20 protein-coding genes are annotated in these 23,943 nt (G+C 74.7%); 8 read left to right on the top strand and 12 right to left on the bottom strand.

From position 1 onward, the window contains the following. Positions 1 to 860: 860 nt before the first annotated feature. Positions 861 to 1,613 (bottom strand): DedA family protein, encoded by a 753-nt coding sequence (locus ABZW14_RS20255; protein WP_355348493.1) that lies wholly within the window; start codon positions 1,611 to 1,613, stop codon positions 861 to 863. Between the two features lie 64 nt (positions 1,614 to 1,677). Here ABZW14_RS20255 and ABZW14_RS20260 point away from each other — a divergent pair, with 64 nt between their 5' ends. Together ABZW14_RS20260 and ABZW14_RS20265 are read left to right on the top strand one after the other, a co-directional pair. Then, positions 1,678 to 2,370, top strand: a complete 693-nt coding sequence (locus ABZW14_RS20260) for a carbon-nitrogen hydrolase family protein (RefSeq protein ID WP_355348496.1) — start codon at positions 1,678 to 1,680, stop codon at positions 2,368 to 2,370. 65 nt (positions 2,371 to 2,435) lie between these two features. Further along, entirely contained in the window at positions 2,436 to 3,332 is an 897-nt protein-coding gene (locus ABZW14_RS20265) for an MOSC domain-containing protein (RefSeq protein WP_355348499.1), read from the top strand. Position 3,333: 1 nt separating this feature from the next. Here ABZW14_RS20265 and ABZW14_RS20270 read toward each other — a convergent pair whose 3' ends face one another. From ABZW14_RS20270 to ABZW14_RS20290, 5 genes are all read right to left on the bottom strand, one after another. After that, a complete protein-coding gene (locus ABZW14_RS20270; RefSeq protein ID WP_355348502.1) occupies positions 3,334 to 4,782 on the bottom strand; it encodes a serine/threonine-protein kinase in 1,449 nt (482 codons plus the stop codon). A gap of 122 nt (positions 4,783 to 4,904) precedes the next feature. Continuing rightward, a complete protein-coding gene (locus ABZW14_RS20275) occupies positions 4,905 to 5,108 on the bottom strand; it encodes a hypothetical protein (protein WP_355348505.1) in 204 nt (67 codons plus the stop codon). 2 nt (positions 5,109 to 5,110) lie between these two features. After that, the gene (locus ABZW14_RS20280; RefSeq protein ID WP_355348508.1) at positions 5,111 to 6,157 is read right to left on the bottom strand and encodes a LacI family DNA-binding transcriptional regulator; all 1,047 of its coding nucleotides are present in this window, start codon (positions 6,155 to 6,157) and stop codon (positions 5,111 to 5,113) included. A gap of 87 nt (positions 6,158 to 6,244) precedes the next feature. Beyond that, positions 6,245 to 7,132: a helix-turn-helix transcriptional regulator gene (locus ABZW14_RS20285; RefSeq protein ID WP_355348511.1), complete on the bottom strand. Its 888-nt coding sequence runs from the start codon at positions 7,130 to 7,132 to the stop codon at positions 6,245 to 6,247. A 111-nt stretch (positions 7,133 to 7,243) separates the two neighbouring features. Beyond that, the gene (locus ABZW14_RS20290; RefSeq protein WP_355348514.1) at positions 7,244 to 7,498 is read right to left on the bottom strand and encodes a DUF397 domain-containing protein; all 255 of its coding nucleotides are present in this window, start codon (positions 7,496 to 7,498) and stop codon (positions 7,244 to 7,246) included. 253 nt (positions 7,499 to 7,751) lie between these two features. On the opposite strand from ABZW14_RS20290, the gene ABZW14_RS20295 reads away from it, so the two are divergent. Further along, positions 7,752 to 8,387, top strand: coding sequence for a GGDEF domain-containing protein (locus ABZW14_RS20295; protein WP_355348517.1), 636 nt, complete (start codon positions 7,752 to 7,754; stop codon positions 8,385 to 8,387). A 43-nt stretch (positions 8,388 to 8,430) separates the two neighbouring features. Here ABZW14_RS20295 and ABZW14_RS20300 read toward each other — a convergent pair whose 3' ends face one another. After that, entirely contained in the window at positions 8,431 to 8,925 is a 495-nt protein-coding gene (locus ABZW14_RS20300) for a type II toxin-antitoxin system PemK/MazF family toxin (protein WP_355348520.1), read from the bottom strand. 95 nt (positions 8,926 to 9,020) lie between these two features. Here ABZW14_RS20300 and ABZW14_RS20305 point away from each other — a divergent pair, with 95 nt between their 5' ends. From ABZW14_RS20305 to ABZW14_RS20315, 3 genes are all read left to right on the top strand, one after another. After that, complete coding sequence (locus ABZW14_RS20305; protein ID WP_355348523.1) at positions 9,021 to 9,623, top strand: DUF4291 domain-containing protein; 603 nt, start codon at positions 9,021 to 9,023, stop codon at positions 9,621 to 9,623. Positions 9,624 to 9,779: 156 nt separating this feature from the next. Beyond that, positions 9,780 to 10,802, top strand: coding sequence for a hypothetical protein (locus ABZW14_RS20310; protein ID WP_355348526.1), 1,023 nt, complete (start codon positions 9,780 to 9,782; stop codon positions 10,800 to 10,802). A 106-nt stretch (positions 10,803 to 10,908) separates the two neighbouring features. Next, positions 10,909 to 11,511, top strand: coding sequence for a hypothetical protein (locus ABZW14_RS20315; RefSeq protein WP_355348529.1), 603 nt, complete (start codon positions 10,909 to 10,911; stop codon positions 11,509 to 11,511). Positions 11,512 to 11,544: 33 nt separating this feature from the next. Here ABZW14_RS20315 and ABZW14_RS20320 read toward each other — a convergent pair whose 3' ends face one another. Further along, complete coding sequence (locus tag ABZW14_RS20320; protein WP_355348532.1) at positions 11,545 to 12,282, bottom strand: class I SAM-dependent methyltransferase; 738 nt, start codon at positions 12,280 to 12,282, stop codon at positions 11,545 to 11,547. Between ABZW14_RS20320 and ABZW14_RS20325 the strand changes: the two genes are divergently transcribed. After that, complete coding sequence (locus tag ABZW14_RS20325) at positions 12,281 to 12,856, top strand: NUDIX domain-containing protein (RefSeq protein ID WP_355348535.1); 576 nt, start codon at positions 12,281 to 12,283, stop codon at positions 12,854 to 12,856. The genes ABZW14_RS20320 and ABZW14_RS20325 overlap by 2 nt on opposite strands. 40 nt (positions 12,857 to 12,896) lie before the next feature. Next, complete coding sequence (locus ABZW14_RS20330) at positions 12,897 to 14,132, top strand: hypothetical protein (RefSeq protein WP_355348538.1); 1,236 nt, start codon at positions 12,897 to 12,899, stop codon at positions 14,130 to 14,132. Between the two features lie 40 nt (positions 14,133 to 14,172). Here ABZW14_RS20330 and ABZW14_RS20335 read toward each other — a convergent pair whose 3' ends face one another. Genes ABZW14_RS20335 through ABZW14_RS20350 form a run of 4 tightly spaced genes read right to left on the bottom strand, consistent with a single transcriptional unit; the run spans position 14,173 to position 23,921 of the window. Next, a complete protein-coding gene (locus tag ABZW14_RS20335; protein ID WP_355348541.1) occupies positions 14,173 to 19,662 on the bottom strand; it encodes an amino acid adenylation domain-containing protein in 5,490 nt (1,829 codons plus the stop codon). Next, entirely contained in the window at positions 19,662 to 22,781 is a 3,120-nt protein-coding gene (locus ABZW14_RS20340; protein ID WP_355348544.1) for an amino acid adenylation domain-containing protein, read from the bottom strand. Before ABZW14_RS20340 ends, ABZW14_RS20335 begins: the two co-directional genes overlap by 1 nt. Continuing rightward, positions 22,778 to 22,966, bottom strand: coding sequence for an MbtH family NRPS accessory protein (locus ABZW14_RS20345; protein WP_091266326.1), 189 nt, complete (start codon positions 22,964 to 22,966; stop codon positions 22,778 to 22,780). Before ABZW14_RS20345 ends, ABZW14_RS20340 begins: the two co-directional genes overlap by 4 nt. 1 nt (position 22,967) lies before the next feature. Beyond that, complete coding sequence (locus ABZW14_RS20350; RefSeq protein WP_355348547.1) at positions 22,968 to 23,921, bottom strand: TauD/TfdA family dioxygenase; 954 nt, start codon at positions 23,919 to 23,921, stop codon at positions 22,968 to 22,970. Between the last annotated feature and the right edge of the window lie 22 nt (positions 23,922 to 23,943).

Below are 23,943 nucleotides of genomic sequence, written 5' to 3' on the forward strand. Positions count from 1 at the left end.
AGACACCACCGGTGAAAGCCAGACCAGCAATACCCAGCACACTCTTACGCAGCATCGTGTTCATGAGAAAGCTCCTCGGGGGTTGGCGCACACACGCCGACGGGGGTCGGCTGGGGCGGTGTGCGCAAGCACCACGTCAGGCGCTCAAAGGGGGGAAAGTCTCAGGGGGGATCATCCGGCGCGCGGGGCGGGGCCTCTTCGCAGCGCCGGGACCATGTACAACGACCGGAGGCCCGCCATCATTCCGGGCCCGGCACACCCACCTCGATCGGCGGGGCGACCGGCCACCCCGCAGGGCGGGGCGTGGTCCTCGGCCGTGCACCGGGTATAACGACCCCCACCCACCAGCCATTCCGCCACCAGGGCGCCGCCGGTCACCCGCGAAACGGACACCCCGCCCACATTGCCAGGCCGGACACCCGCCGCCCCACATCCGTTAGCCAGGACCCGCAGAACACTCCGCCTCGCATTCGCCGGCCACGACACCCGGCAGACCACTCCCCCGGCAGGGCAAGTGAGGCCCGTCAGTGGAACGCTGTGTGGGTATCCGGACCTCGGATACACACGTAGCGTTCCACTCATCGGTCGAGCCGGGACGCGCACCGGACATACACCCCGCGGCCGAGACCTGCCCAACCCCAGCCACACCCACTCACCCGCTCGGCCCTTTGCTCTGCAGCCACGGGCGCAACACTTCGGGGCCGTCAGCGTTGCGTCCGCGGCTGCAGAGCAAAGGCGAGGAGATGGGCACCGCCACCCGCGCCGGGGAGGGCGGGCACGACCGACTTTCAGACCGGCGAATTCACCCCACCCGGACACCGCCACCATGCCGACCGGGCGTGAACCGGGCGGGTGCGACCTCAGCGGTCGTCGGACTCCTCGGGCGTCCACCAGCCGCCCCGGTACAGGGTGCCGCGGGGCGGCTCGGCCGAGGCGGGGCGGGAGCGGCGCGAACGGCGCACCCGGCTGACCACGAACCAGCCGACCCCGCCCACGCACGCCACGATGACCACGTTCTGCAGCGTCCCGACGTACGCCTCGACGACGTGCCAGTTCTCGCCGAGCAGGTAGCCGGCGAGCACGAAGGCGCTGTTCCAGATGAGGCTGCCCAGTGCGGTGTAGAGCAGGAAGACCGGCACGGGCATCCGTTCCACGCCGGCCGGGATGGACACGAGACTGCGGAAGATCGGAATCATCCGGCCGAAGAACACGGCCTTGACGCCGTGCCGGAGGAACCACGCCTCCGTGCGGTCGACGTCCTCCAGCTTGACCAGCGGCAGCCGGCCCACGAGGGCCCGCATCCGGTCGCGGCCGAGGGCCGCGCCGATCTGGTAGAGGACCAGCGCGCCCAGAACCGACCCGAGGGTCGTCCACGCGATCGCCCCGATCAGGCTCATCCGCCCCTGGCTGGCGGTGAAACCGGCCAGCGGCAGGATCACCTCGCTGGGGATGGGCGGGAAGAGGTTCTCCAGGGCCACCGCGAGGCCCGCGCCGGGGCCGCCGAGCCGTTCGACCAGGCCGGTGACCCAGCCGACGGGTCCTTCGCCGGCCGGCTCCGCGGCGCGCGGGGCCGCCACCCGGGGACCGACGAGGAGTTGCGCGTTTCCGATCATCCGACAACGTTACGAGGCGACGCGGCGGGCGACCACGAAAACGCGGGCCACTACGCTGCGGGACATGCGTACGCCGCTGCGCCTCGCCGTCGCCCAGCCGCTCTGCCGCTCGCACGACGTCGCCGGCAACGCCGAGCGGCACGCGGCCGCGGTCCGGGCCGCGGGAGCGCGGGTAGTCGTCTTCCCCGAACTGTCGCTCACCGGGTACGAACTGGAGGCGGACGCGCTGAACCCGGCCGACACCCGGCTCGCGCCCCTGGTCGCGGCGTGCGCCGACAGCGGTGCCCTGGCGCTGGCGGGCGCGCCGGTGGCGGGACGGCACATCGCGGTCCTCGCGGTGGACGGCGATGGCGCACGGGTGGCGTACCGGAAGATGTGGCTGGGTGGCGCGGAGTCGCGACACTTCCGGCCGGGGCCGGAGCCGGCGGTGCTCGACGTGGATGGTTGGCGGTTGGGCCTGGCAGTCTGCAAGGACACCGGCATCCCTGCGCACGCCGCGGAGACGGTGGCCCGGGGCGCGGACGCCTACCTGGCCGGCGTACTGGAGTCCGCCGACGACGCGGCGGTCCCCGAGGAACGGGCCAGCCGGATCGCCACCGCGCACGAGGTGTGGGTGGCGTTGGCCAGCTTCGCCGGGGCCACCGGCGGCGGCTACGCGCAGGCGGCCGGCGGGTCGGGGATCTGGTCCCCGGACGGGGTGGCGGTGGCCCGGGCCGGAGCGGGGGTCGGGGACCTCGTGACGGCGACCCTCCACTGAGTACGGTCCGGCGAGCCGCCTACGGTGGGCCGGTGGGGCCGCCGGCCCCCGGGACGGAGCGGGGGATGGCGAGCACACCGACCGTGGGCGCCGCCGGGACCGACGGCACGACTGGCGGACCGCCGGTGATCGGGCGGGTGCTGAGCATCTGCCGCTACCCGGTGAAGTCGCTGCTGGGTGAGCCGCTGGACGAGGTGGCCGTGGACGAGGCCGGGCTGGCCGGGGACCGGCGGCTCGCCCTGCTGCACCGGGAGACGGGGCGGGTGGCGAGCGCGAAGAACCCGTACCGGTGGCGGGCGCTGACCACGCTCCGGGCCACCGGCGATGCCGGCGCGGTGCGGATCGTGCTGCCGGACGGCCGCGGCGTCGAGGCCGGCGACGACGGGGTGGACGACGTGCTCTCCGAGGTGCTCGGCGCGCCGGTGACGCTGATCGACACCCCGCCGCCGGACGCGGTGCTCGAACGGTCCCGCCCGGAGGAGGTGCTCGCCGCGGGGGTGGCGGTGCCGGTGCCGGTGGACGAGGGGCGACTCGGCGGGGCGGCGCCGCCGGGTGGCTTCGTCGACTTCGCCCCGGTGCACCTGCTCACCACGGCGACGCTGCGGCGGATCGGCGCGGAGCTGACGTCCGGCGCCGTGGACCCGGTGCGGTACCGGCCGAACCTGGTGCTGGACACCGCCGGCGCCGGATTCGAGGAGAACGACTGGCCGGGCCGCGAGCTGCGGATCGGCGCGGAACTGGTGCTGCGGGTGCTGGCCCGTACGCCCCGCTGCGCGGTACCGACGCTGGCACACGGCCCGCTCCCCCGCGACCCGGAGGCGCTGCGCGTGCCGGCCCGGCTGAACCGGGTGGTGCCGCTGGACGGGCTGGGGCCGCAGCCGTGCGTGGGCGCCTACGCGCAGGTGGTGCGACCCGGCCGGGTCCGGCCGGGCGACCCGGTGCGGCTGGCCGGAGCCGGGTGACTCAGCCCTCGCCGCGGCCGTCGCCGCGCAGCCCCGCGTACGCGTCGAGCAGGTCCTGGAGGGCGGCGGCCGTGCCGTCGTCGAGCTTGCCGTCCTCGGCCAGGTCGTCGATCCGCTCGCGCAGGTCGTCGACGCGCTTGGCCCGGTCCTTGGGCTTGCCGCGGTCCAGCTCGGCGGCCTTCTCGCGCAGGTCGTTCGCGGTCTTCCGTTCGATCCGGTCCTCCGCCACGGCCTGGTCGACCACCTCGGCGAACTGAGCGGCGAGCTGGCGCAGCGTGACCGGCGCGGGACGGGCCGGGCTGGACGTGGCCGGCCCGGACGGGCTCGGCTCCTCGGCCGGCGCCGTGTCGGTCGACGGGCCGGTGGACGGGCCGGCGACCGGCCCGGTGCCCGTCGGTGTGCCGGAGTCGTGATCGAGCAGCAGCGTGCCGACGAGGGCGAGCAACAGCACCACCCCGGCGGCGACCAGCGCCCCGACGAGCCGGTTCGACCGGGCGGCCGGCCGCGCGGGTGGCGGCGGTGGCGGCGGCACCGAGCGGGGGGCCCGCTCGATCAGCGTCGGCGGGTGCTGGGGCCGGGACACGGTGGGCAGGATCGCGGTGGGCGGGTCGGCCGGCTGGCCGGCGCCGAGGCGGGTGGCCAGCTGGGCGGCGGTGGGGCGCCGCGCCGGGTCCACGTCCAGGCAGGCCAGGGTGAGTTCGGCGACGTCGGCGGGCAGCCCGGGGATCCGCAGCGGCGGCACCGGGGGCCGGTGGGCCCGCACGTCGAGTACGTCGTCCCAGGTCTGCACGGGCAGCGGGGCGCGCCCGGTGAGGGTGCGGTAGAGCAGGGCGCCGAGGGCGTACACGTCGCTGGCCGGGTTCGCCGGGCCGGGGGTCATCCGTTCCGGCGCGAAGTACGCCGGGGTGCCCATCAGCAGCTCGCCGGTCTGCCCGGCGAGGGGGTGCCGCGGGCCGGCCAGGGTGGCGATGCCGAAGTCGAGCACCTTGGCCCCGGTCTCGGTGAGCATCACGTTGCCGGGCTTGATGTCGCGGTGCACCACGCCGATCCGGTGCGCGGCGGCCAGGGCGGCGGCGATCTGCCCGGCCAGCCGGACGGCCTCCGGCCAGGCGAGCGGCCCACCGGCCAGCCGGTCGGCGAGGGTCTGCCCTTCGACCAGCTCCATCACGAGGTAGGGCACGACCGAGGAGTCGGGCAGGGTCGCCTCGCCGTAGTCGTACACCTGGGTCACGTGCGGGTGGGTGAGCCGCGCCGCGGCGCGGGCCTCGCGCTGGATGGTGGCGCGCAGCTGCGGATCGGCGGCGAGCTGGGTGGCGAGGGCCTTGACCGCGACGGGGCGGTGCAGGACCTCGTCGTCGGCGCGCCAGACCTCGGACATCCCGCCGAGCCCGATGCGCTCGCGCAGGACGTACCGGTCGTGCAGCCGAAGCGAGGGCGTGAACGGCGACATGGTGGTCCAGTGTGCCTGGCCGCAGGGGCGCCTCACCAACCCGGTGCCCGGTTGCGTGCCGATCGGGCGGTTCCGGGCCGGCCGGGGTGGCGGCGGCCACTCGGTCCGGGCCGCCCCGCGGCTCAGGACCGGCAGGTGGGCAGGGGGGCCGGGCGCGGTTCCATCCGGTCGGCGAGGCGGCGCAGGGCCGTCGCGGCGGCCAGCCGGGTGGGCGCCAGCCGGGGTGTGCGGGGCCGGTCGGGCCGGACGGGGGCGTCGGGGCGGGCCGAGTTCACGTGCCGCGTCACGGCGTCGACGGCGAGGACGAATCCGGTGGAGTGTTCCATGGTCAACTCCTGTGGACGGGACCGGTAGAGGTCCGGACGACGAGGTCGGTGGGGAGCAGGAGGTGGCCGTCGGCCGGGTCGGCCGGCGGCTCCAGCAGCAGTGCGGCGGCGAGCCGGCCCTTCTCCTCGGCCGGCTGCCGGACGGTGGTCAGCCCCGCCTCGGCGGCCTCGGCGACATCGTCGAAGCCGGTGACGGACAGGCCCGGGTGCGGGCCGGCCGCGTCGAGCACCCCGAGCGCGAGCACGTCGGAGCAGGCCAGCACGGCGGTGGGCGGGTCGTCGCCGGCCAGCACCGGGGCGATGGCCGCGGTGGCGGCCGCCCGGCTGTTGCCGGCGGCGTTGACCACGGTGATCGCCGACCACGGGACGCCGGCCGCGGCGAACGCGTCGGCGAAGCCGGTGAGCCGGCCGCGGGTCGTGGGATGGGGGGCGTCGGCGGGATCGGCCAGCCGCAGCGGCCCGGCCGGCGCGTCGGGCAGCACGGTGTCGGCGAGCAGGGCCACCCGTCGGTGCCCGAGACCGGCGACGTGCGCGGCGACGGACCGGGCGGCGGCCCGCTCGTCGATGCCGACGAAGCGGTCGGCGGGACCGGCCGCCTCGGGCGCGGTGGTGACGAGCGGCAGCCCGCGGTCGCGGATCGCCCCGAGCACGTGCTCCTCGTCGCCGACGCAGTAGACGCAGAAGCCGTCGACAGCCGCGTTGTCCACGGCGGCCCGGGCCCGTTCGCGGTCCCGCGGCAGCGGCACCAGCAGCAGGCTGGTGCCGTGCTGCTCGGCCACCTGGCCGACGCCGGCGAGGAAGCGCACCGCGAACGGGTCGGTGAAGGCGTAGGACAGCTCGGAGGTGAAGAGGACGCCGATCGCGCCGACGAAGCCGCGGCGCAGTGATCGAGCGGTCGGGTCGGGGCCGGGGTAGCCGAGGCGGCGCGCGGCGTCGAGGATCTTCGCCCGAAGGGCGGCGGAGAGCTGGTCCGGCCGGCTGTAGGCGTTGGAGACGGTGCTGCGGGAGACACCCACCGCGTTGGCGACGTCCTGCAGGGTCGGCTTCACCGGTCTGCCCTTCTGAATCGATTCAGTGCTGTATCGATTCAGAAGTTACCCCGCCGATCGGCGGGCGTCAACGGGAAAGCGGCGCGGTCAGGCCGGGTAGAGCTCGCCCCGGATGCGGGACAGCAGCTCGGGGGTGCGCTCCGGCGGTGCGGCCTCGCCGCAGAGCCGCTCCATGGCCCCCGTGTAGTGGTCGAGGTCGTCGCGCTTGTCGAGGTAGACGGCGCTGGTCAACTGCTCGATGTAGACGATGTCCGGCAGGTCCTGGTCACCGAAGCGCAAAATGCTGAAGGCGCCGCCGGCGGCGGCGTGCCCGCCCGCGTCGAACGGGACGATCTGGAGCCGCACGTGCGGCGCGGCGGTCGCCGCGATCAGCGCGTCGACCTGCTCGCGCATCACCGCCGGACCACCGACCGGCCGCCGCAGCACCGCCTCGTCGAGCACCGCCCAGAGCTGCGGCGGGTCGCTGCGGCGCAGCAGCCCCTGGCGCTCCATGCGCAGGCTCACACGCCGGTCGATCTCCGCGGGCGGGGCGCCGTGGTGACCGAGCAGGACCACCGCCCGGGCGTACGCGGGGGTCTGGAGCAGGCCCGGGACGAACTGCACCTCGTACGTGCGGATCAGCGCGGCGGCGGCCTCCAGCCCCAGGTAGGACTGGAACCACGCGGGGAGCACGTCACCGTAGCGCTGCCACCAGCCGGGACTGTTCGCGTCGCGGGCGAGCCGGAGCAGCGCGGCCCGCTCGTCGGGCGCGCCGACGCCGTAGAGCGTGAGCAGGTCGGCCACGTCGCGCTCCTTGAAGCCGACCCGGCCCAGCTCCATCCGGCTGATCTTGGACTCGGAGGACCGGATCTCCCAGCCGGCGCTCTCCCGGCTCACCCCGGCGCCTTCCCGGAGCCGGCGCAGCTGTGCCCCGAGCAGCATGCGCAGCACGGTCGGGCCGCTGGTCGGGCCTCCCTCGACGGACACCGTCGTCACCTGACCGTCCTTTGCCGACTGTCCTCACCGGACGCCCCAGCCCGGCGAGGAGTAAGCATGCCATGAACCGACAGTGAGGTGAACACCTCCGGACGGAGGAATACGATCCCGTCAGCGGGACGTCGGGCGCGCGATCAGGTGGTCGAAGTCGCCGTCCCGGGCACCGAGCACGAAGGCGGCGATCTCGTCGACCGTGTAGATGAGCGCCGGCCCTTCGGGATGCCGGGAGTTGCGCACCGCGATGCCGCCGCCGTCCGGCAGCTCGGCCAGCTCGACGCAGTTGCCGCTCGGGTTGCTGCGCCGGCTCTTCAGCCACCGCACCGGCGGCAGCTCGGAGGTGGGTACGCCGTTCGAGGGGTGTTGCATGGGGCGTCCTTCGCGGGAAGAGCCAGCCGTGCCGCGGGGAGGAGCGGTGGGTGGCGACGGGGGGCTGTCGACTGAGGACGGAGATGCACGTGCATCTGCTATTGCATCTGCAATGGACAGCGAGCATGATACTGCACGTGCGGTGTACCCGGACGTTCACGTTCGGTTACCCGGATCCCGGTTGCGAGCAGACAGAACAGGTCCGGCCCGGCATCCGTCCGGCGAGGCCGGGGACTGCGGTGAGGGAGGGCGCGTGCCGGATCCGATGACCGTCGCCTCCGGCATCTCCGCGGCTGGTGCCCTGCTCTCCGCCTGGCAGCTACGCCGCCGGGCGCTGCGCGCCGAGGCCGAGATCGCGCTGCTGCACGCCGAGCTGGCGGCCGAGCGGCACGCGGCCAGCCACGATCCCCTCACCGGGCTGCCCAACCGGCGGGCCTTCTTCCGGCTGGCCGCCACCCTCCTCACCGACGCCGCCGGCAAGCCGCTGGTGGCCGTCGTGCTCGACCTCGACGACTTCAAGCAGGTCAACGACCGCTACGGGCACGCCGCGGGTGACCAGGTGCTGGTGAGCGTGGCACAGCGGCTGGCCGCGTTCGCCGGGGACAACCTGGTCGCCCGGCTCGGCGGCGACGAGTTCGCCGGCCTGCTGGTCAGCCCGACCGTGGACCGGCGCTGGATCGAGCACGCCACCCGCCGGCTCTGCGAGGCGCTCGCCGCGCCGATCCCGCTGGGCCATCGCAGCGTGCGGGTGACCGCGTCGGTCGGGCTCGCCCCCGTGCACGGCCCGACCCAGCTCACCGACGCGCTGTGCCGCGCCGACGCGGCGATGTACCGGGCGAAGGCGGTCGGCGCCGCCCGCGCGGCCCGCCAGCTCGTCGGCGAGTGCTGAGCCGGCCTCAGCTACAGCCCCGAACCGATCCGCAGCGCCTGCGTCAGCGCCAGCCGTAGCCGGCCCGCAACGCCTGGCCCACCCGGTCGAACCGGCGCCGGTCCAGCACCGCGCCCTCGCGGCGGATGCTGTCCTCGCGCATGGTGAGCACCCGGTCCAGGCGGACCCAGCTCGGCCGCTGGTCCCGGTCCCACTCCCCCGGGCCCAACGCCAGCCAGTGCCGCTGGCCGTTCCGGTCGCTCTGGCTGGACAGCATCAGCCCGAACAGGGTGCGGCTCTGCCGGCCGACCACCAGCACCGGCCGGTCCTTGCCCTGGCGGGGGTCGTCCTCGTAGGGCACCCAGGTCCAGACGATCTCCCCCGGGTCCGCCTGCCCGTCCAGCTCCGGCGCGTACGCCAGCTCGCGCCGCTGCAGCGCGGTGACCTGGCGGCGCCGGGCGACCTGGGCCGGGATCGGCCCGGCGGTACGGGTGGGCGCGGCGGCGCCCCCGGCGATCCGGCCGAGCCGGGACGCCACGTTCCTCAACAGACCTGCCACGGCGGGCAGCCTATCCTCCGCCCCGGATGGGCGCGCGGCGGCGGAGGCGGGGAAACCGGTGGCCGCGCCGGCCGGTGCTCCGCGACGATGCCCCGGTGACCGTTCCCCGCCACCAGATCCGGGCCGCCTTCACCGCCGACACCGTCACCGTCTACCAGGCGTACCGGCCCGAGATCGCCGACGCCGCGCTGGCCGCCGGCCGGTTCGTGCCGCCGTTCAAGCGCGAGCGGATGACGTGGATCAAGCCCTCGTTCCGGTGGATGATGTACCGCTGCGGCTGGGCGCTCAAGCCGGGCCAGGAGCGGGTGCTCGCCGTGGAGATCAGCCGCTCCGGCTTCGAGTGGGCGCTCGGGCACGCCTGCTTGAGCGACTTCGACCCCCGGCGGCACCCGGACCGGGAGAGCTGGCGGCGGCAGCTGCGGACCAGCCCGGTGCGGGTGCAGTGGGACCCGGAACGCTCGCTGCGGCTGGCCCCGCTGGCGTACCGGTCGGTGCAGGTGGGACTGTCCGGCGAGGCGGTACGCCGGTACGTCGACGAGTGGCTGGTCGGCCTCACCGACGTCACGCCGCTGGCCCGGGCGGTACACGCCCGGCTCACGGCCGGCGACGAGCCCGGCGCGACCGCGCTGCTGCCGGTCGAGCGGCCGTACGCGCTGCCGACCGAGGTGGCCCGGGTGGCCGGCGCCCATTCCGACTGAGGCGCCGGCCGGCCCGGGATGGTCGAGTCGGCCTGGTCGTCGCGGCCTGCCGGGATCACGCCGCACCGGTCGAGCGATGCCCTCCGTTCCGCGCACAATTCGGTTGTTCGACGGTGGTGCACGGCCGACCATGGTCGGCATGGCGGGAGATCGGGAGTGAGAACGCCGCTTCAGGGCGGGCTCCCGCCGGTCGACGCGGTGGTCGGCGCCGTTGTCGAGATCGCCTGTGACGAGTCCGGGTTCTCGGGCACCAACCTGCTCCGTTCGACGGCCCCGGTGATCACCCACGCGAGTGTCGACCTGGGCGTGGACGAGGCCATCGAGCTGATCACGACGCTGCGGTCCGGGTTCCGGTTCTCGCCGCACGAGTTCAAGTCCGGGCAGTTCCTTCGCGGACCGGGCGCGGCCGAGGCGCTGGGGTGGTTCCTGGGGGCGCTCCGGGGCCGCGCCTCCGTTCACCTGGTCGACAAGGAGTTCTTTCTCGTCACCAGGATCGTGGACCTGCTGCTGACCGAGCCGTCGTACGCGGCCGGCACCCGCCTGACGCAGGAGCACCGTCCGGCCGCTCTCGCTCTCTACCGGGCGAGGCGCTCGGCCGGCGGCGACTGGGGCGCCTTCCTGGCGGCCTTCGTCGACCTGGTCCGGCACAAACGGCGGCCACCGGGCCGCCGGCCCGTGGAGCGGTTCTTCGAGGCCCGGGACGCGCTGGCACGAACCGGTCTCGGCGGACCGGCCGACGCCGTCCTCGACGGGCTCGACCCGCCCCGGGTGTGGGCTGTGGTGACCAGGCTCGACAACGACGACCGGTCGATCCCGCCACCGCTGGAACCGATGCTGCCGGCGCTGGCGGAAACGGTCCTGTCCTGGAGCGGCGGACAGCGGCAGGTGCTGGTGACCCACGACGAGCAGAGCGCCCTCACGGCCGACCGGTTGACCCGCCTCCAGCAGGCGCTGGCCGGCCACGGCGGGTCGTCGGCGGCGGACGCCGGCACGGTCGGTGCGTTGCCGGCCGGAACATCGCCGCTGGCCGGGCTCGTGATGGTCGACTCCCGCGACGATCCACGGGTCCAGGTCGCCGACCTCCTCGCGGGGGTGGCGCGGAGGTCGCCGGGGATCGTCGACGACGCCCTGCTTCGGCCGCTACTGTCCCCGACGTCACTGCACGACCCCGCGAGGTGACGCTCGGCGACATCCGGACCCGGCCGGAGCGACGGAAGAGCGACGTGACATCCGAACTGTCGTTGATCGGTCTCTCCGCGATCGCCGGGTGCCGCACACTGGCCCGATGAATCGTCCGGCCGCATTCCTCGCCGATCCGCCGCTGAGCCAGGCGGTGACCGCCGCCTACGAGGGCGACGTCGCCTCCGACGGCTATGTCAACAACCTCACCCGGGTCTGGTGCTGGCGTCCCGATGTGCTGGCGTCCTTCCAGGCCGTGCGTGCTGATCTCCTGGCCGGTTCCGGCCTGTCACCGAGGGAGGTGGCCGTGCTGGTCGCCGCCACCGCCGCCGCCCGCGACGACGCCTACTGCGCGCTGGCCTGGGGTGCCAGGCTCGCCGAACTCAGTGACGAGGCGACCGCCGCGCAGGTGCTGCGGGGCGGCGACGCCGACCTGTCCGAGCGGGAGAACGCGCTGGCCGCCTGGTCTCGTCAGGTGGTGCAGGACCCGAACGCCACGACCGAGGCCGACGTGCAGCGCCTGCGCGACGCGGGTCTCCACGACCAGGAGATCTTCGAGGCGACGACCTGGATCGCGTTCCGGCTGGCGTTCTCCACCGTCAACGACGCGCTGGGAGCACGCCCGGATCCGCAGCTTGCCGAGAAGGCGCCTCGGCTGGTCCGCGAAGCCGTCACCTTCGGCCGGCAGGCCGAGGCGCACGCCGTGTGACGCTCGCGTCGGCACCGGCCGGTGCCGGCCGGGTCAGCCAGGCCGGCGGGCCAGGACGAGCGTGGTGCGCAGGTCGAGGACGACGGTGCCGCCGAACCCGTCGATCGCGGCGCCCACCGCGGCGAGCACCCGTTCGCGCAGCGCGGGCGGGCGGCGCAGCTGCGGCGAGAAGGTGCTGACCAGCCGCAGGTAGGCCGCGGTGTCCAGCGGCACGTCGCGGCGGAAGAACGGCGCCCGGACGTCGGTGAAGAGGCCGCTGCCCGCGATGTCGTCGTGGAACCAGCCGTCGGGGCGGTCGGTCTGCCGTTGCGGGTCGGCCGACTCGAACGCCGCCCGGAGGGCGGCCCGCTGCTCCGGGTCGACGTAGTCGTAGCGGTGACCGAAGACGGCGAGCGTGCCGCCGGGACGCAGCGCGTCGTGTGCACGCCGGTTGCGGGTGGCCGGGTCGAGCCAGTGCCAGGCCATGGCGCAGGCCAGCACCGACACGCCGCCAGCCGGCGGGATCCACTCCTCGAAGGCCGCCGTCACCACGTCGACCTGGGGGAAGCGCTCGGCCAGCACCCCGGCCATCCGGCGGTCCGGCTCGACGCAGGTCGTCGGCGCCCCGAGACCGAGCAGGGTGGCGGTGGCCAGGCCGCTGCCGGCGCCCACCTCGGCTAGCAGCTCGGGTGTCCCGCCGTGGTAGGCGCGGATCGCCGCGACGATCTCGGCCGGATAGCCTGGGCGGGCCTCGTGGTAGGCGCCGGCCACCTCACCGAAGAGCTGCGACATGATCGACATCATCGCAGGCCCGGCCGGCCGCCACCGCCCCGACGGAGGGAATGCCGTGGACCCGGAGCTGCCCCGCGACCTGCCGTTGTTCGAGCGGCAGGCGGTCCGGCTGGTGGTGCTGGACGCCACCGACCGGGTGCTGCTGTTCCACACCCGCGACCCCGACCATCCCGTCCTGGGCACCTGGTGGGAGCTGCCCGGCGGCGGGCTCGACCCCGGGGAGACCTACCTGGAGGCCGCCGTGCGGGAGCTGCGCGAGGAGGCTGGCATCGCCGTCGCGCCCGCGCAGGTGGGTGCGCCGACCTGGCGGCGACGGGCCAGTTTCCGGCACCGACAGCGGCGGCACCTCCAGGACGAGGTGGTGGTGCCGGTACGGCTGCCCGGGCCGGGGCCGGACGTGGACGAGGCGCAACGGCTGGATTACGAGGTGGAGGACTACTTCGGGTTCCGCTGGTGGCCGGTGGCCGACGTGGTCGCCGAGCAACCGCGCTGCTACCCGGGGCGGCTGCCGGAGCTGCTGCCGGCGTTCCTGGCCGGTGAGGAGATCGACGAGCCGTTCGAGTTGTGGTCCTGACCGGCGTGCCGGGTGCGCCGCCGACCGGCACAGTGGAGCGGTGAATCCACTCCACGCACCCCTGGCCCACTACGCCGAGCGGCTGCACCGCGCCGCCGGCGACGCCCACCACGTCGCCTCGCCGCTGGGCGCCTGGCTGCTGCTCGCACTGACCGGTCCGGCGGCCACCGGCGAGACGAGAGCGACGCTCACCGACGCGCTCGGCACCGACGCGGACGATGCCGCGGCGGCGGCCCGCGCGCTGCTCGCCGAGCCGCACCCACTGGTCGCCGCGGCCACCGCGCTGTGGGAGCGGACCCCCTTCGAGCAGCTGGCCGCCTGGCGGGCCGGCCTGCCGGAGCGCACCGAGCGCGGCCCGCTGCCCGACCAGGCGACGCTGGACGCCTGGGCCCGGGAGCGCACCGGCGGCCTCATCGAGCGGTTCCCGGTCGCCGTCACCCCGGACACGCTGCTGATCCTGGCCAGCGCGCTGGCCACCCGGGTGTCCTGGGCCGACCCGTTCCGGGTCGCGCCCGCGGGCGAGTTGGGCGCCGGCAGCGCCTGGGCGGGCCGGCTGCGGCGGGTGCTGCGGACGCCGCCTTGGGGGCACCGCTGCTGGGTGGCGGCCACCGACCGGGCCGGCGACGTGGCGGTGCATGTGGCGCCGGCCCGGCCGGCGGAGGGCGGGGCCGGGCTGCTGGTGGTGTCGGTGGCCGCCGCGCCGGACGTGCCCTCGGCGGACGTGCTGGCCGCCGCGCAGGACCTCGCCGCGACGGCCGCCACCGTCCCGGGGGGCGCCGAGCCGGGCCGGCGGTCGCTGTTCGACCTGCCGCTGGGCGAGACGCCGCTGTGGACGCTGCGGGAGGAGCCGACCCGGACGTTCGCCCCGGACGGCCGGGAGGAGCGGGCCGCGGCGGTGCTGCCCTGCTGGTCGGCGGAGAGCCGGCACGATCTGACGCCGGCCGGGTTCGGCTTCGACGGGGCGGCGCGGGCGCTGGGGGCGCTGCTCGGGCTCGCGGAGCCGCCGTTCGAGGCGGTGCAGTCGGCGGTGGCCCGGTTCGGGCGGTACGGCTTCGAGGCCGCCGCGGTGACCGCGTTCGGTGTCGCGGCGGGGCTGCCGCCGGAGGGCGTGGCGCGAATCGCGGAGCTGCGGTTCGGGAACCCGTACGCCGTGGTGGCCGTGGCCACCGACGAGGCGGGCGGGCCGTGGCATGGGCTGCCGGTCTACTCGGGGTGGGTGGCCGAGCCGGCGGAACTACCCGAGGACGAGGTGGCGGACCCGCCGGTGCAGTGGTGAGCGTGGGGGCCTCCGGACGCGGCCGGAGGCCCCCACCGGCCTAGACCGCCACCTTCTCCCGCTCGGCGGCGCGGGCGGCGAGCCGCCGTTCCCGCTCCTGCGCACCGATCAGGTCGTCGGGCAGGGAGTCCTCGACCTCCAGGTCGAAGCGGCGCAGCAGGCGGATCGCGAAGCCGCCGAGGGTGATCAGGACCAGGATCACCCCGAAGCAGACGTACGCGAAGCCGATGCCGCGGCCCGGACCGGTGCCGATCACCGCGCCCACCGATCCGGCCAGCGCACCGCCCGGGGCGAGCATCGGCTCGAACAGGGCGGTGGCGCCCGGCGCGAGCAGCGCGAACCCGATGGGCAGGGTCGACCAGGCGATGGTCTGGTTGAGGCTGAACACCCGGCCGTGGAAGCGCTGCGGAACCTTGACCTGGACGATGGTCGCGTAGATGGACTGCGCGGTGGTCATCGCCATGGCCAGCCAGCACATGCCCACGCAGATCATCGCGAGCGAGGCGTCCAGGCCGATCAGCACGCAGCCGATGGCGGTGCCCAGGTTGCCGATCAGCACGCCGATCATCCGGCGCTTGCGCGGCCCGCCCCACAGCGACATGAGCACGCCGCCGGCCACCGCGCCGACCGCCTCGGCGAGGGCCACCTGGGCCACCTGGGTCGGGCTGCCGAAGGACAGCACCAGCGGGGTGGTCAGCACCAGCGCGGGGGCGAGGAAGATGTTGCCCAGCGCGAAGTAGCCGAGCATCAGCCGGAACCCGCGGTGCTGCCAGGAGTAGCGCAGGCCGTTGGCGATGGCCACCAGCAGCCGCTCCCGGGGCCGCCAGCCGAGCAGGTCGGGGAAGCGGACCACGGCCAGGGTGAGCACGGCGAGCACGTAGCTGGCCACGTCGATGAGCAGGATGCCCTTCAGCTCGATCGCGGCGAGCAGGCCGGCCGCGAAGACCGGCATGAGCAGGGTGGCCACGCCGGTGGAGAGCTGGGTGATGCCCATGGCGTGGCCGAGGTAGCGCTTCGGTACGAGCTGCGGCACCGCAGACTGGAACGCGATCCGCTGGAACGAGCCGGCCACCGAGCTGAGCGCGACCAGCAGGTAGATGTGCCAGAGCACCAGGTTGTCGGTCCACAGCAGGGTGGCCAGGACCAACTGGACCGAGCCGGCCGCGGAGCTCGCCAGCATCATGATCCGGCGCCGGCTGACCCGGTCCACGATGGCGCCGGCCACCGGGAGCATGAACACGCCGCAGATCAGCGCGAGCGCCCAGAGCAGGCCGAGGTCGGCCACCGACCCGGTCCGGTTGAACAGCCAGATCGGCAGGGCGAACGCGGTCAGTGCCGAGCCGGTGCTGGAGATGAGCTGCCCGACGGTGATCGACAGGAAGCGCGCCATGCTCGGCTTGACCGTCGTGGCCGCCGGCCGCTCCTCGGCGCCGACCCGGAGGTGGTCGAGGACCGCCCAGCCGGCGTCCTCGCCCCGGGCCTCCGGGCCGAGCTCCGTGATGTCGCCGGCGACCACGGCCGGGTGCACCCGGGTGACGATCTCGGCCAGTTCCTCGGCCCGGTACTTCAGGAAGAAGTGCCCGGCCTGGTCGAGGACCACCAGCCCGAGGGTGTCGCTGAGGAACTGCCACTCGGCGTACCGCTCGCGGTAGTAGTCGGTGACCGGGTCCTCGGAGCCGACCACCGAGATGATCGGTGCGCGCAGCTTCGCCGCCCGCTGGTCGAGCAGCCGGGTGAAGTACTCCTCGGAGGCGCGGGAGTCGGCCCGCATGTTGCTGATGATCCGGTCGGCCTGCTCCGGGTCCAGCTCGTCGGTGTCGACGCCCATCGACTTGAGCCAGCTGGCGTAGTGCTTGTTGCTGCGCAGCTGTTCGAGACGGTTGCGGGCGGCCGCGAAGAGGCCCTTGGGGCGGGCGAACGGGAACATGGCGCCGATGTAGACGGCGTCGAGGTTCCGCCCGGCCGCCTCCACCTTGCGGGCCACCTCCGCCACGATGGCGCTGCCCACGCCGCAGTGGCCGTAGAGGGCCAGCGGCCCCTCGACCCGCTCCAGGATCTCGTCGGCCACCCGGGTGGTCAGCTCGTCGAACGGCAGCGCGTCCTCGCTGAGGCCCACGTCGTGGCCGGGGATGGCCAGCGACCACAGCGCGTGCCCGGCGGGCAGCGCGTCCGCGAGCGGCTGGTAGACGATGGCGCTGCCGCCGCCGTACGGGACGCAGACGTAGGTGAGCACCCGCTGGGCGGCCGGGATCGGCTTGGTCAGCTCGTAGAGCAGCCGGCGCGGGCCGGCGTCGGCGGCGTCACCGGAGATGAACGCGGCCAGCTCGCGGATGGTCCGCTGCTGGAACAGGTCCATGACGCCGACCGCCCGGCCGCCCAGCTCCGCCTTGCGGATCTTCGCGACCACCTGGGTGGCGAGCATGGAGTGCCCGCCCAGGTCGAAGAAGTCGTCGTCGATGCCGAGCGTGTCGACGCCCAGCACCTCCGACCAGATGGCGGCGAGCGCGCGCTCGGTGTCGTCGCGGGGCTCGACCAGCGCCACCGACGCCTCGCGGGTGACGACGGGCGCGGGCAGCGCCTTGCGGTCGAGCTTGCCGTTCGGGGTCAGCGGCAGCGCGTCGAGGGTGACGAACGCGGCCGGCACCATGTATTCCGGCAGGGTCTCCTTGAGCGCCGCCTTCAGCGTCGCGTGCTCGGCCGGCCCCACCAGGTACGCGGTGAGCCGCTTGTCGCCCGGGCTGTCCTCGCGGACGATCACCGTCGCCTCGGTCACCCCGGGCTGCTCGCGCAGCGCGCTCTCGATCTCGCCCAGCTCGATGCGCAGCCCGCGCAGCTTGACCTGGTGGTCGATCCGGCCGAGGAACTCGATGACCCCGGTGCCGTCCGGCGCGACGACCCAGCGGGCCAGGTCACCGGTGCGGTACAGGCGGGCGCCCGGCTCACCGGACCACGGGTCGGGGACGAACTTCTCGGCGGTGAGCGCCGGCCGGCGGTGGTAGCCGCGGGCCAGCCCGACGCCGCCGATGTGCAGCTCCCCGGCGACCCCGACCGGGCACTGCGCGCCGGCCGGGTCGAGCACGTGCAGCCGCTGGTTGGCGATCGGCGCGCCGATCGGCACGCCGGTCACCTCGGCCAGCCGGGCCGGGTCGCAGTGCCAGGCCGTGACGTCGATGGCCGCCTCGGTCGGGCCGTACAGGTTGTGCAGGCCGCACCGCGGCAGCCGGGCCGTGAAGTCGAGCGCGGACGTCAGCGGCAGCTCCTCGCCGGAGCAGATCACGCGGCGCAGCGCGGTGGCCGCCTCGACGCCCTCCTCGGCGAGGAACACGGTGAGCATGGACGGCACGAAGTGCGCGGTGGTGATCCGCTCGGCGACCAGCAGGTCACGCAGGTAGCCGGCGTCCTTGTGGCCGCCGGGCTTCGCGAGCACCAGCCGGGCGCCGGTGCGCAGCGGCCAGAAGAACTCCCAGACCGAGACGTCGAAGCTGGCCGGGGTCTTCTGGAGCACCGCGTCGTCGGCGCCCAGGCCGTAGGTCTTCTGCATCCAGTCGAGCCGGTTGACGATGCCCCGGTGGGTGTTCGGCACGCCCTTCGGTCGGCCCGTCGAGCCGGAGGTGTAGATGACGTACGCCAGGTGCTCGGGGCCGGCGGTGGGCGCCGGGTCGGTGGCCGGCTGGTCGGCCCAGACGGTGGCGTCGTCGAGGGCGAGCACGGTGGCGGCGGTGGCCGGCAGCACGTCGCGCAGGTGCTCCTGGACCAGCACCACCGGCGCGTCCGCGTCGGTGACCATGAAGGCGAGCCGGTCGGCCGGGTACTCCGGGTCCAGCGGCAGGTAGGCGCCGCCGGCCTTGAGCACGCCGAGCAGGCCGGCGACCAGTTCGACGGAGCGTTCCGCGCAGACCCCCACCAGGGTCTCCGGGCCGACGCCGGCGGCGCGGAGGCGGTGCGCGATCCGGTTGGCCGCCGCGTTCAGCTCGGCGTAGGTGAGGCTGCGCCCCTCGATGGTGACGGCGACCGCGTCGGGGGTGGCGGCGGCGCGCTCCTCGATGGGGCCGTGCAGGGTCTGCTCGCGCGGGAAGTCCGCGGCGGTGTCGTTCCACCCGGCCAGCAGCGCCCGTTCGTCGGCGGGAAGCAGCTCCAGCCGGGAGACCGGGGTGTCCGGCGCGGCGACGATCGCCGCCAGCAGGGACGTCCACCGCCGGGCCATCCGCTCGACGGTGTCCCGGGTGAACAGGTCGGTGTTGAAGATCAGCTTGCCCCAGAGCCCGTCGACGGTCTCCACCGCGTGCAGCTCGAAGTCGAACCGGGTGGCCCGCAGCTCCATCGGGGTCCACTCGAAGCTGACCTCGTCGGCGCGGGACACCCCGCTGAACCGGCCCATCTCGTAGTTCTGCAACACGAACATGGCCTGGAACACCGGGGAGCGGCTGACGTCGCGGGGCAGTCCCAGCTCGTGGACGACCTTGGCGAACGGCACCTCGGCGTGCTCGAAGCCGTCGAGCACGCTGCGCCGGGTGCGCGCCAGCAGCTCCGTGAAGGTGGGGTCGCCGGCCAGTTCGGCCCGCAGCGGCAGCATGTTGATGAACATGCCGACGACGTTCTCCAGCTCGGGCGCGGAACGGCCGGCCACCGACGCGCCGACGGCGAAGTCGTCCTGGCCGGCGTGCCGGGCCAGCAGCACCTGGTACGCGGCGAGCAGCGTCATGAACAGCGTGCCGCCGGTGGCCCGGGTGAGCGCGTTGAGCGCCTCGGTGGCCGCCGGGTCGAGCTGGAACTCGACGAAGTCGCCGCGGTAGGTCTGGGTGGCCGGGCGGGGCAGGTCCAGCGGCAGTTCGAGGGGGGTGATGCCGGCGAGCCGCTGCTTCCAGTAGTCGATGTGCGCCCGGGCCTGCGGGCCGTCCAGCTCCCCCGCCTCCCAGACCGCGAAGTCGCCGTACTGGATCGGCAGGGCGGGCGGCTCCCCGCCCCGGTAGAGGGTGATCAGGTCGCGCAGCAGCACGTCCACCGACCAGCCGTCGCCGACGATGTGGTGCTGGCCGAGGAAGAGCACGTGATCATCGGCGGCCAGCCGGATCAGCAGGGCGCGCAGCAGCGGCCCGTCGGCCAGGTCGAACGGCTCGGCGGCGGCCGCGTCCACGAGCGCCTGCGCGCTCGCCTCGTCCGGCGCGTCCACGATGGTCAGCGGCACCTCGACGGACTCCTCCACCACCACGGTGGGGCGGCCGTCGGAGTCGGCCGGGAAGCGGGTGCGCTGCGACTCGTGCCGGGCGGCGAGCGCGGCCAGGGCCGCGCGCAGCGCCTCGACGTCGAGCGGGCCGCGCACCCGCAGCGGCACCGCGATGTGGTACGCCGCCTCGCCCGGCGCGAGCTGGTCCATGAACCAGACCCGCTCCTGGGCGTACGACAGGGGCACCTCGGCGCCGGCGGGCCGGGGGGTGATCCGGGCCGCCGGGGCGGCCTGGCGGGCGCGCAGCCGCTTGGCGATCAGCGCCTGCCGGGCCGCCTCGCGGGCCGGATCCTTCAGGTCGGTCATCAGCTGCTTTCCTCTTCCGCCGCGAGCAGCGCGGCGACCTCGCTGTCGGAGAGCCCGTCGAGTTCCGCGGCGATCCGCTGCTCGATCTGGGCGGCCAGGTCCGCCACCACGGGGCTGCTGAACAGCGCCCGCATGGGCAGGTCGACGTCCACCTCGGCGCGGATCCGGGCCATCGCCCGCATGCCGCGCAGCGAGTTGCCGCCGAGGGTGAAGAAGTCGTCCAGGGCGCCGACCTTCTCCACCTGGAGGATCTCGGCGTACACCTCGGCGACCAGGGACTCGGCCTCGGTGCGCGGCGCGACGTAGGCGTCCTCGGCCGGTATGGCGGCGGCCGGCGCGGGCAGCGCGGCCCGGTCCAGCTTGCCGTTCGGCGTCAGCGGCAACGCGTCGAGCCGGACCAGGGCCGTCGGCACCAGGTGCGCGGGCAGCTCGCGGGCCAGTTCGGCGCGGACCGAGTCCTCGTGCGCGGGGCCCACCAGGTAGCCGACCAGGGTCGGCTCGCCCGTGTCGGTGCGCACCGCCGCGGCGGCCGCCCGGACGTCCGGGTGGGCCAGCAGGGCGGCCTCGACCTCGCCCAGCTCGATCCGCATGCCGCGCACCTTGACCTGGTCGTCCCGGCGGCCCAGGTAGTCGAGGGTGCCGTCGGGCCGCCAGCGGGCCAGGTCGCCGGTGGCATACATCCGGGTGCCGGGCGGGCCGTAGGGGCAGGGCAGGAAGCGCTCGGCGGTGAGGCCGGGGCGGCGGTGGTAGCCGCGGGCGAGCTGGGTGCCGGTGACGTACAGCTCGCCGACCACGCCCGGGGGCACCGGCTGGAGGGCGGCGTCGAGCAGCAGCGCCCGGGTGTTCCAGGTGGGCGTGCCGATCGGCACCGGGCCCGCCGGGACCGGCTCGCCCGGGGCGATCCGGGCGGCCACGCAGCCCACGGTGGCCTCGGTCGGGCCGTACTCGTTGATCACCGCCACGTCGGGGTGGGCGGCCCGCCAGCCGGTGAGCTGCTCGCCGGTGAGCGCCTCGCCGCCGATCACCAGGTCGGTGGTGGGCGACAGCTCGCCGTCGAGCAGCGGCAGGTGGCTCGGGGTGACCTTCAGGAAGGCCGGCCGGCCACCGGCGCGGGCGGTCGGCTCGTCGATCGCGGCGAGCCGGACCGTGCCACCGGCGGTGAGCGTGCCGAGCAGGCCGGTGACGGTGAGGTCGAAGGAGACCGGCGAGTGCAGCAGCGCGGTCCCGGCCAGCCCCGGGTAGGTGGCCCGGGCCCAGGCCAGGTAGGCGGTCACCGACCGGTGCTCCACCACCACGCCCTTGGGCCGCCCGGTCGAGCCGGAGGTGTAGAGCACGTACGCCGGGTGCTCGGGGCGCAGCGGGCTCCGCCGGTCGGCGTCCGTCAGGTCGCCGCCGGGCTGGTCCGCGCCGAGTTCGCCGTCGAGCACCAGCGCGTCGCCGGGCACCAGGCCGGCGGTGTCCGGGGTGGTCACCACCAGGGCCGGCGCGGCGTCCTCCAGCAGGTAGGCGATCCGCCCGGCCGGGTAGGCGGTGTCCACCGGCACGTACGCGGCGCCGGACTTGAGCACGGCCAGCATCGCCACCACCAGCTCGCAGGAGCGGGGCAGGGCCAGCGCCACCCGGGCCTCCGGGCCGGCGCCACGGGCCACCAGCAATCGGGCCAGCCGGTTCGCGGCGGTGTTCAGCTCGGCGTACGTCAGCGGCACGCCGTCGCAGACCAGCGCGGTGGCCTCCGGGGTGGCCGCGGCCTGCCGCTGCACCTCGTCGACCACGGTGGCCGGCGGCACCTCGCGGGCGGTGTCGTTCCAGGCCCCCAGCACCAGGTCCCGCTCGTCGTCGGTGAGCAGCGGCAGCGCGGCGACGGTGCGCTCCGGGTCGGCCACGGCGGCGGTGAGCAGCCGGACGTACCGGCGCACCACCGTCTCGGCGGTGGCCCGGTCGAACAACGCGGTCCGGTAGACCAGGCGGCACTCGCCGGTGGTGATGTCGAAGGCCAGGTCGTCCTTGGTGGTGCCCAGCTCCACCGGGTCGAGACCGGAGTCCGGGATGTAGTTCAGCGCGGTCTGGAAGATCGGCTGCACCGACGGGTCGCGCTGCGGGTCGACCGCCTCGACGATCTTCTGGAACGGGGTCTGCCCGTGTTCCATGGCGTCGACCAGGCCGTCGCGGACCCGGCCGAGCAGCGCGGCGAAGGACGGGTCGCCGGCGACGTCGCAGCGCAGCGCCACCGGGTTGACGAACATGCCGATGAGCGGGGCCAGCTCGGGGGTGTCCCGGCCCGCGGTGGAGACGCCGACCACCACGTCGCTGTCGCCGGAGATCCGCGACAGCAGCGCCGCGAAGCCGGCCAGCAGCACCATGTACGGCGTGGCCGAGGCGCCGGCCGCCAGCCGGCCGACCCGGTCGAGCAGCCCGTCGGGCAGGTCGAAGCGCACCTCGTCGCCGGCGAAGCCGAGCTGCGCGGGCCGGGGCCGGTCCAGCGGCAGGTTGGTCGCCGGTGGCGCCCCGGCCAGGTGGCCGGTCCAGAAGGCGAGCTGCCGGTCCAGTTCCGCCCCGGCGAGCTGGTCGCGCTGCCAGACCGCGAAGTCGGCGTACTGGATGGGCAGCTCGGGCACGGCGGGCTCGGCGCCGGTCTGCGCGGCCGCGGAGAACGCGGCGAGTTCGGCGTGGAACAGCACCGCCGAGTGGCTGTCGAAGACGGCGTGGTGCACCACGAAGACCAGCGCCCAGGCGTCGTCGAGGCGGACCAGCCGGGCCCGCCACAGCGGCGGGGTGTCCAGCGGGATCGGGGTGCGGGCCAGCTCGGCCCGGATCGCCTCGAACGCGGCCAGCCGCTCGGGCTCCGGCAGGTGCCGCAGGTCGGTGGTGGGCAGCGGGGCCGGCTCGTGCGCCCGGACGACCTGCACCAGCGCGCCGTCGTCGACCCGCAGGTGGGTACGGAGCGCCTCGTGCCGGGCCACCACCCGGTTGACCACGTCGCTGACCGCGTCGGCGTCGAGGCCGGCCGGGAAGCGCCATGGGATGGACACGTTGAACACCGGCGAGCCGGCGTCGAGCTGGTTGGCCATCCACACCCGCTCCTGGGCGAAGGAGGCCGGGAAGGTCCACTCCTGACTCATGAGTGGGCCTCGCGGACGGAGCGGGGACGCATGTCGGTCCAGACCGTGTCGACGTGGGCCAGGCACTCCTCGCGGGTGCCGGCGAAGCCGGCGTCGTGCCAGCCCGCGGGGAGGTCCCGGTCGGCCGACCAGATCGAGTACTGCTCCTCGTCATTGCGGACGACCAGGAATCGGGGTTCGGCCATCTCAGTTCGCTCCAGAGGTGTCGGGGGTGTGCGGCTCGGCCATCGCCACGGCGATCTTGCGGGGGCCGGTGAAGGGCTCCCGGCCGTGCGCGGCGGTCATGTTGTCCACCACCAGCACGTCGTCGCGCTGGTAGTCGAAGCGGACGGTGGCCGCCCGGTAGGCGGCGCGCAGGTGATCCATGACGTCGGTGGGGATCTCGCCGCCGTCGCCGTAGTAGGTGTTCGACGGCAGCCCGTCGGCGCCGAACATGGCGAGCAGTCCCTCCTGGTAGTCCTTCGGCAGGGTGCTCACGTGGAAGAAGGTGGCGTGGTTGAACCAGCGCGGGGTGTCCGAGCCGGGCCGGTGGTGCACCACGTTCCGCACCGCCCGGGTGCGCAGGCCGTCCTTGCCGACCCACTCGACGGTGATCCCGTTGGCCGCCGCGTACGCCTCGACCTCGGACCGGTTCTCGGTGTTGAACACCTCCTGCCAGCGGGTGCCGAAGTCGCCGTGGAAGTTGCGCACCAGCATCCAGCGCCGCCGGACGAACTCCTCCCGCACGGCCGGGTCGATGAGGTCGTGGACCCGGCGGACGTCCGCGAGCGGGGTGGCGCCCTGCGTCTCCGGCGCCGTGATGCAGTAGAAGAACAGGGTCAGCGGCCAACGCGCCTGGTACGAGTTCTCGTTGTGCAGGAAGATCTCCTCGTCCGGCGGGTAGTCGGTCGAGGTGTAGACCCGGCCCTTGATGGAGTGCCGGGGCGAGGAACGCTCCGTGTAGGTCAGCGGCTCGCCGGACAGGGCGCGGACCACCCCGTCGAAGCCGTCCACCCCGCCGACGTCGAAGCCGCGGAACAGCAGCCCGCCGTGCTCGACGAGGGTGGCCCGCAGCTCCGCGCGGCGCGCCGCGATCAGGTCGGTCAGGGCCCGGCCGTCGTTCTCGACGACCACCGGGAGCGTGGCGATCGTGTCGCTCATGTGCGGTGTCTCCTTGTTCTTC

Origin of the sequence: Micromonospora sp. NPDC004551 (assembly GCF_040609975.1) — a bacterium.
Classification (GTDB): Bacteria; Actinomycetota; Actinomycetes; order Mycobacteriales; family Micromonosporaceae; genus Micromonospora.

Excerpts from the sequence above, each read along its gene's own strand:
- ABZW14_RS20255 (WP_355348493.1), bottom strand. The coding sequence starts at position 1,613 with ATGATCGGAAACGCGCAACTCCTCGTCGGTCCCCGGGTGGCGGCCCCG.
- ABZW14_RS20260 (WP_355348496.1), top strand. The coding sequence starts at position 1,678 with ATGCGTACGCCGCTGCGCCTCGCCGTCGCCCAGCCGCTCTGCCGCTCG.
- ABZW14_RS20265 (WP_355348499.1), top strand. The coding sequence starts at position 2,436 with ATGGCGAGCACACCGACCGTGGGCGCCGCCGGGACCGACGGCACGACT.
- ABZW14_RS20270 (WP_355348502.1), bottom strand. The coding sequence starts at position 4,782 with ATGTCGCCGTTCACGCCCTCGCTTCGGCTGCACGACCGGTACGTCCTG.
- ABZW14_RS20275 (WP_355348505.1), bottom strand. The coding sequence starts at position 5,108 with ATGGAACACTCCACCGGATTCGTCCTCGCCGTCGACGCCGTGACGCGG.
- ABZW14_RS20290 (WP_355348514.1), bottom strand. The coding sequence starts at position 7,498 with ATGCAACACCCCTCGAACGGCGTACCCACCTCCGAGCTGCCGCCGGTG.
- ABZW14_RS20315 (WP_355348529.1), top strand. The coding sequence starts at position 10,909 with ATGAATCGTCCGGCCGCATTCCTCGCCGATCCGCCGCTGAGCCAGGCG.
- ABZW14_RS20325 (WP_355348535.1), top strand. The coding sequence starts at position 12,281 with ATGATCGACATCATCGCAGGCCCGGCCGGCCGCCACCGCCCCGACGGA.
- ABZW14_RS20320 (WP_355348532.1), bottom strand. The coding sequence starts at position 12,282 with ATGTCGCAGCTCTTCGGTGAGGTGGCCGGCGCCTACCACGAGGCCCGC.
- ABZW14_RS20335 (WP_355348541.1), bottom strand. The coding sequence starts at position 19,662 with ATGACCGACCTGAAGGATCCGGCCCGCGAGGCGGCCCGGCAGGCGCTG.
- ABZW14_RS20340 (WP_355348544.1), bottom strand. The coding sequence starts at position 22,781 with ATGAGTCAGGAGTGGACCTTCCCGGCCTCCTTCGCCCAGGAGCGGGTG.
- ABZW14_RS20345 (WP_091266326.1), bottom strand. The coding sequence starts at position 22,966 with ATGGCCGAACCCCGATTCCTGGTCGTCCGCAATGACGAGGAGCAGTAC.
- ABZW14_RS20350 (WP_355348547.1), bottom strand. The coding sequence starts at position 23,921 with ATGAGCGACACGATCGCCACGCTCCCGGTGGTCGTCGAGAACGACGGC.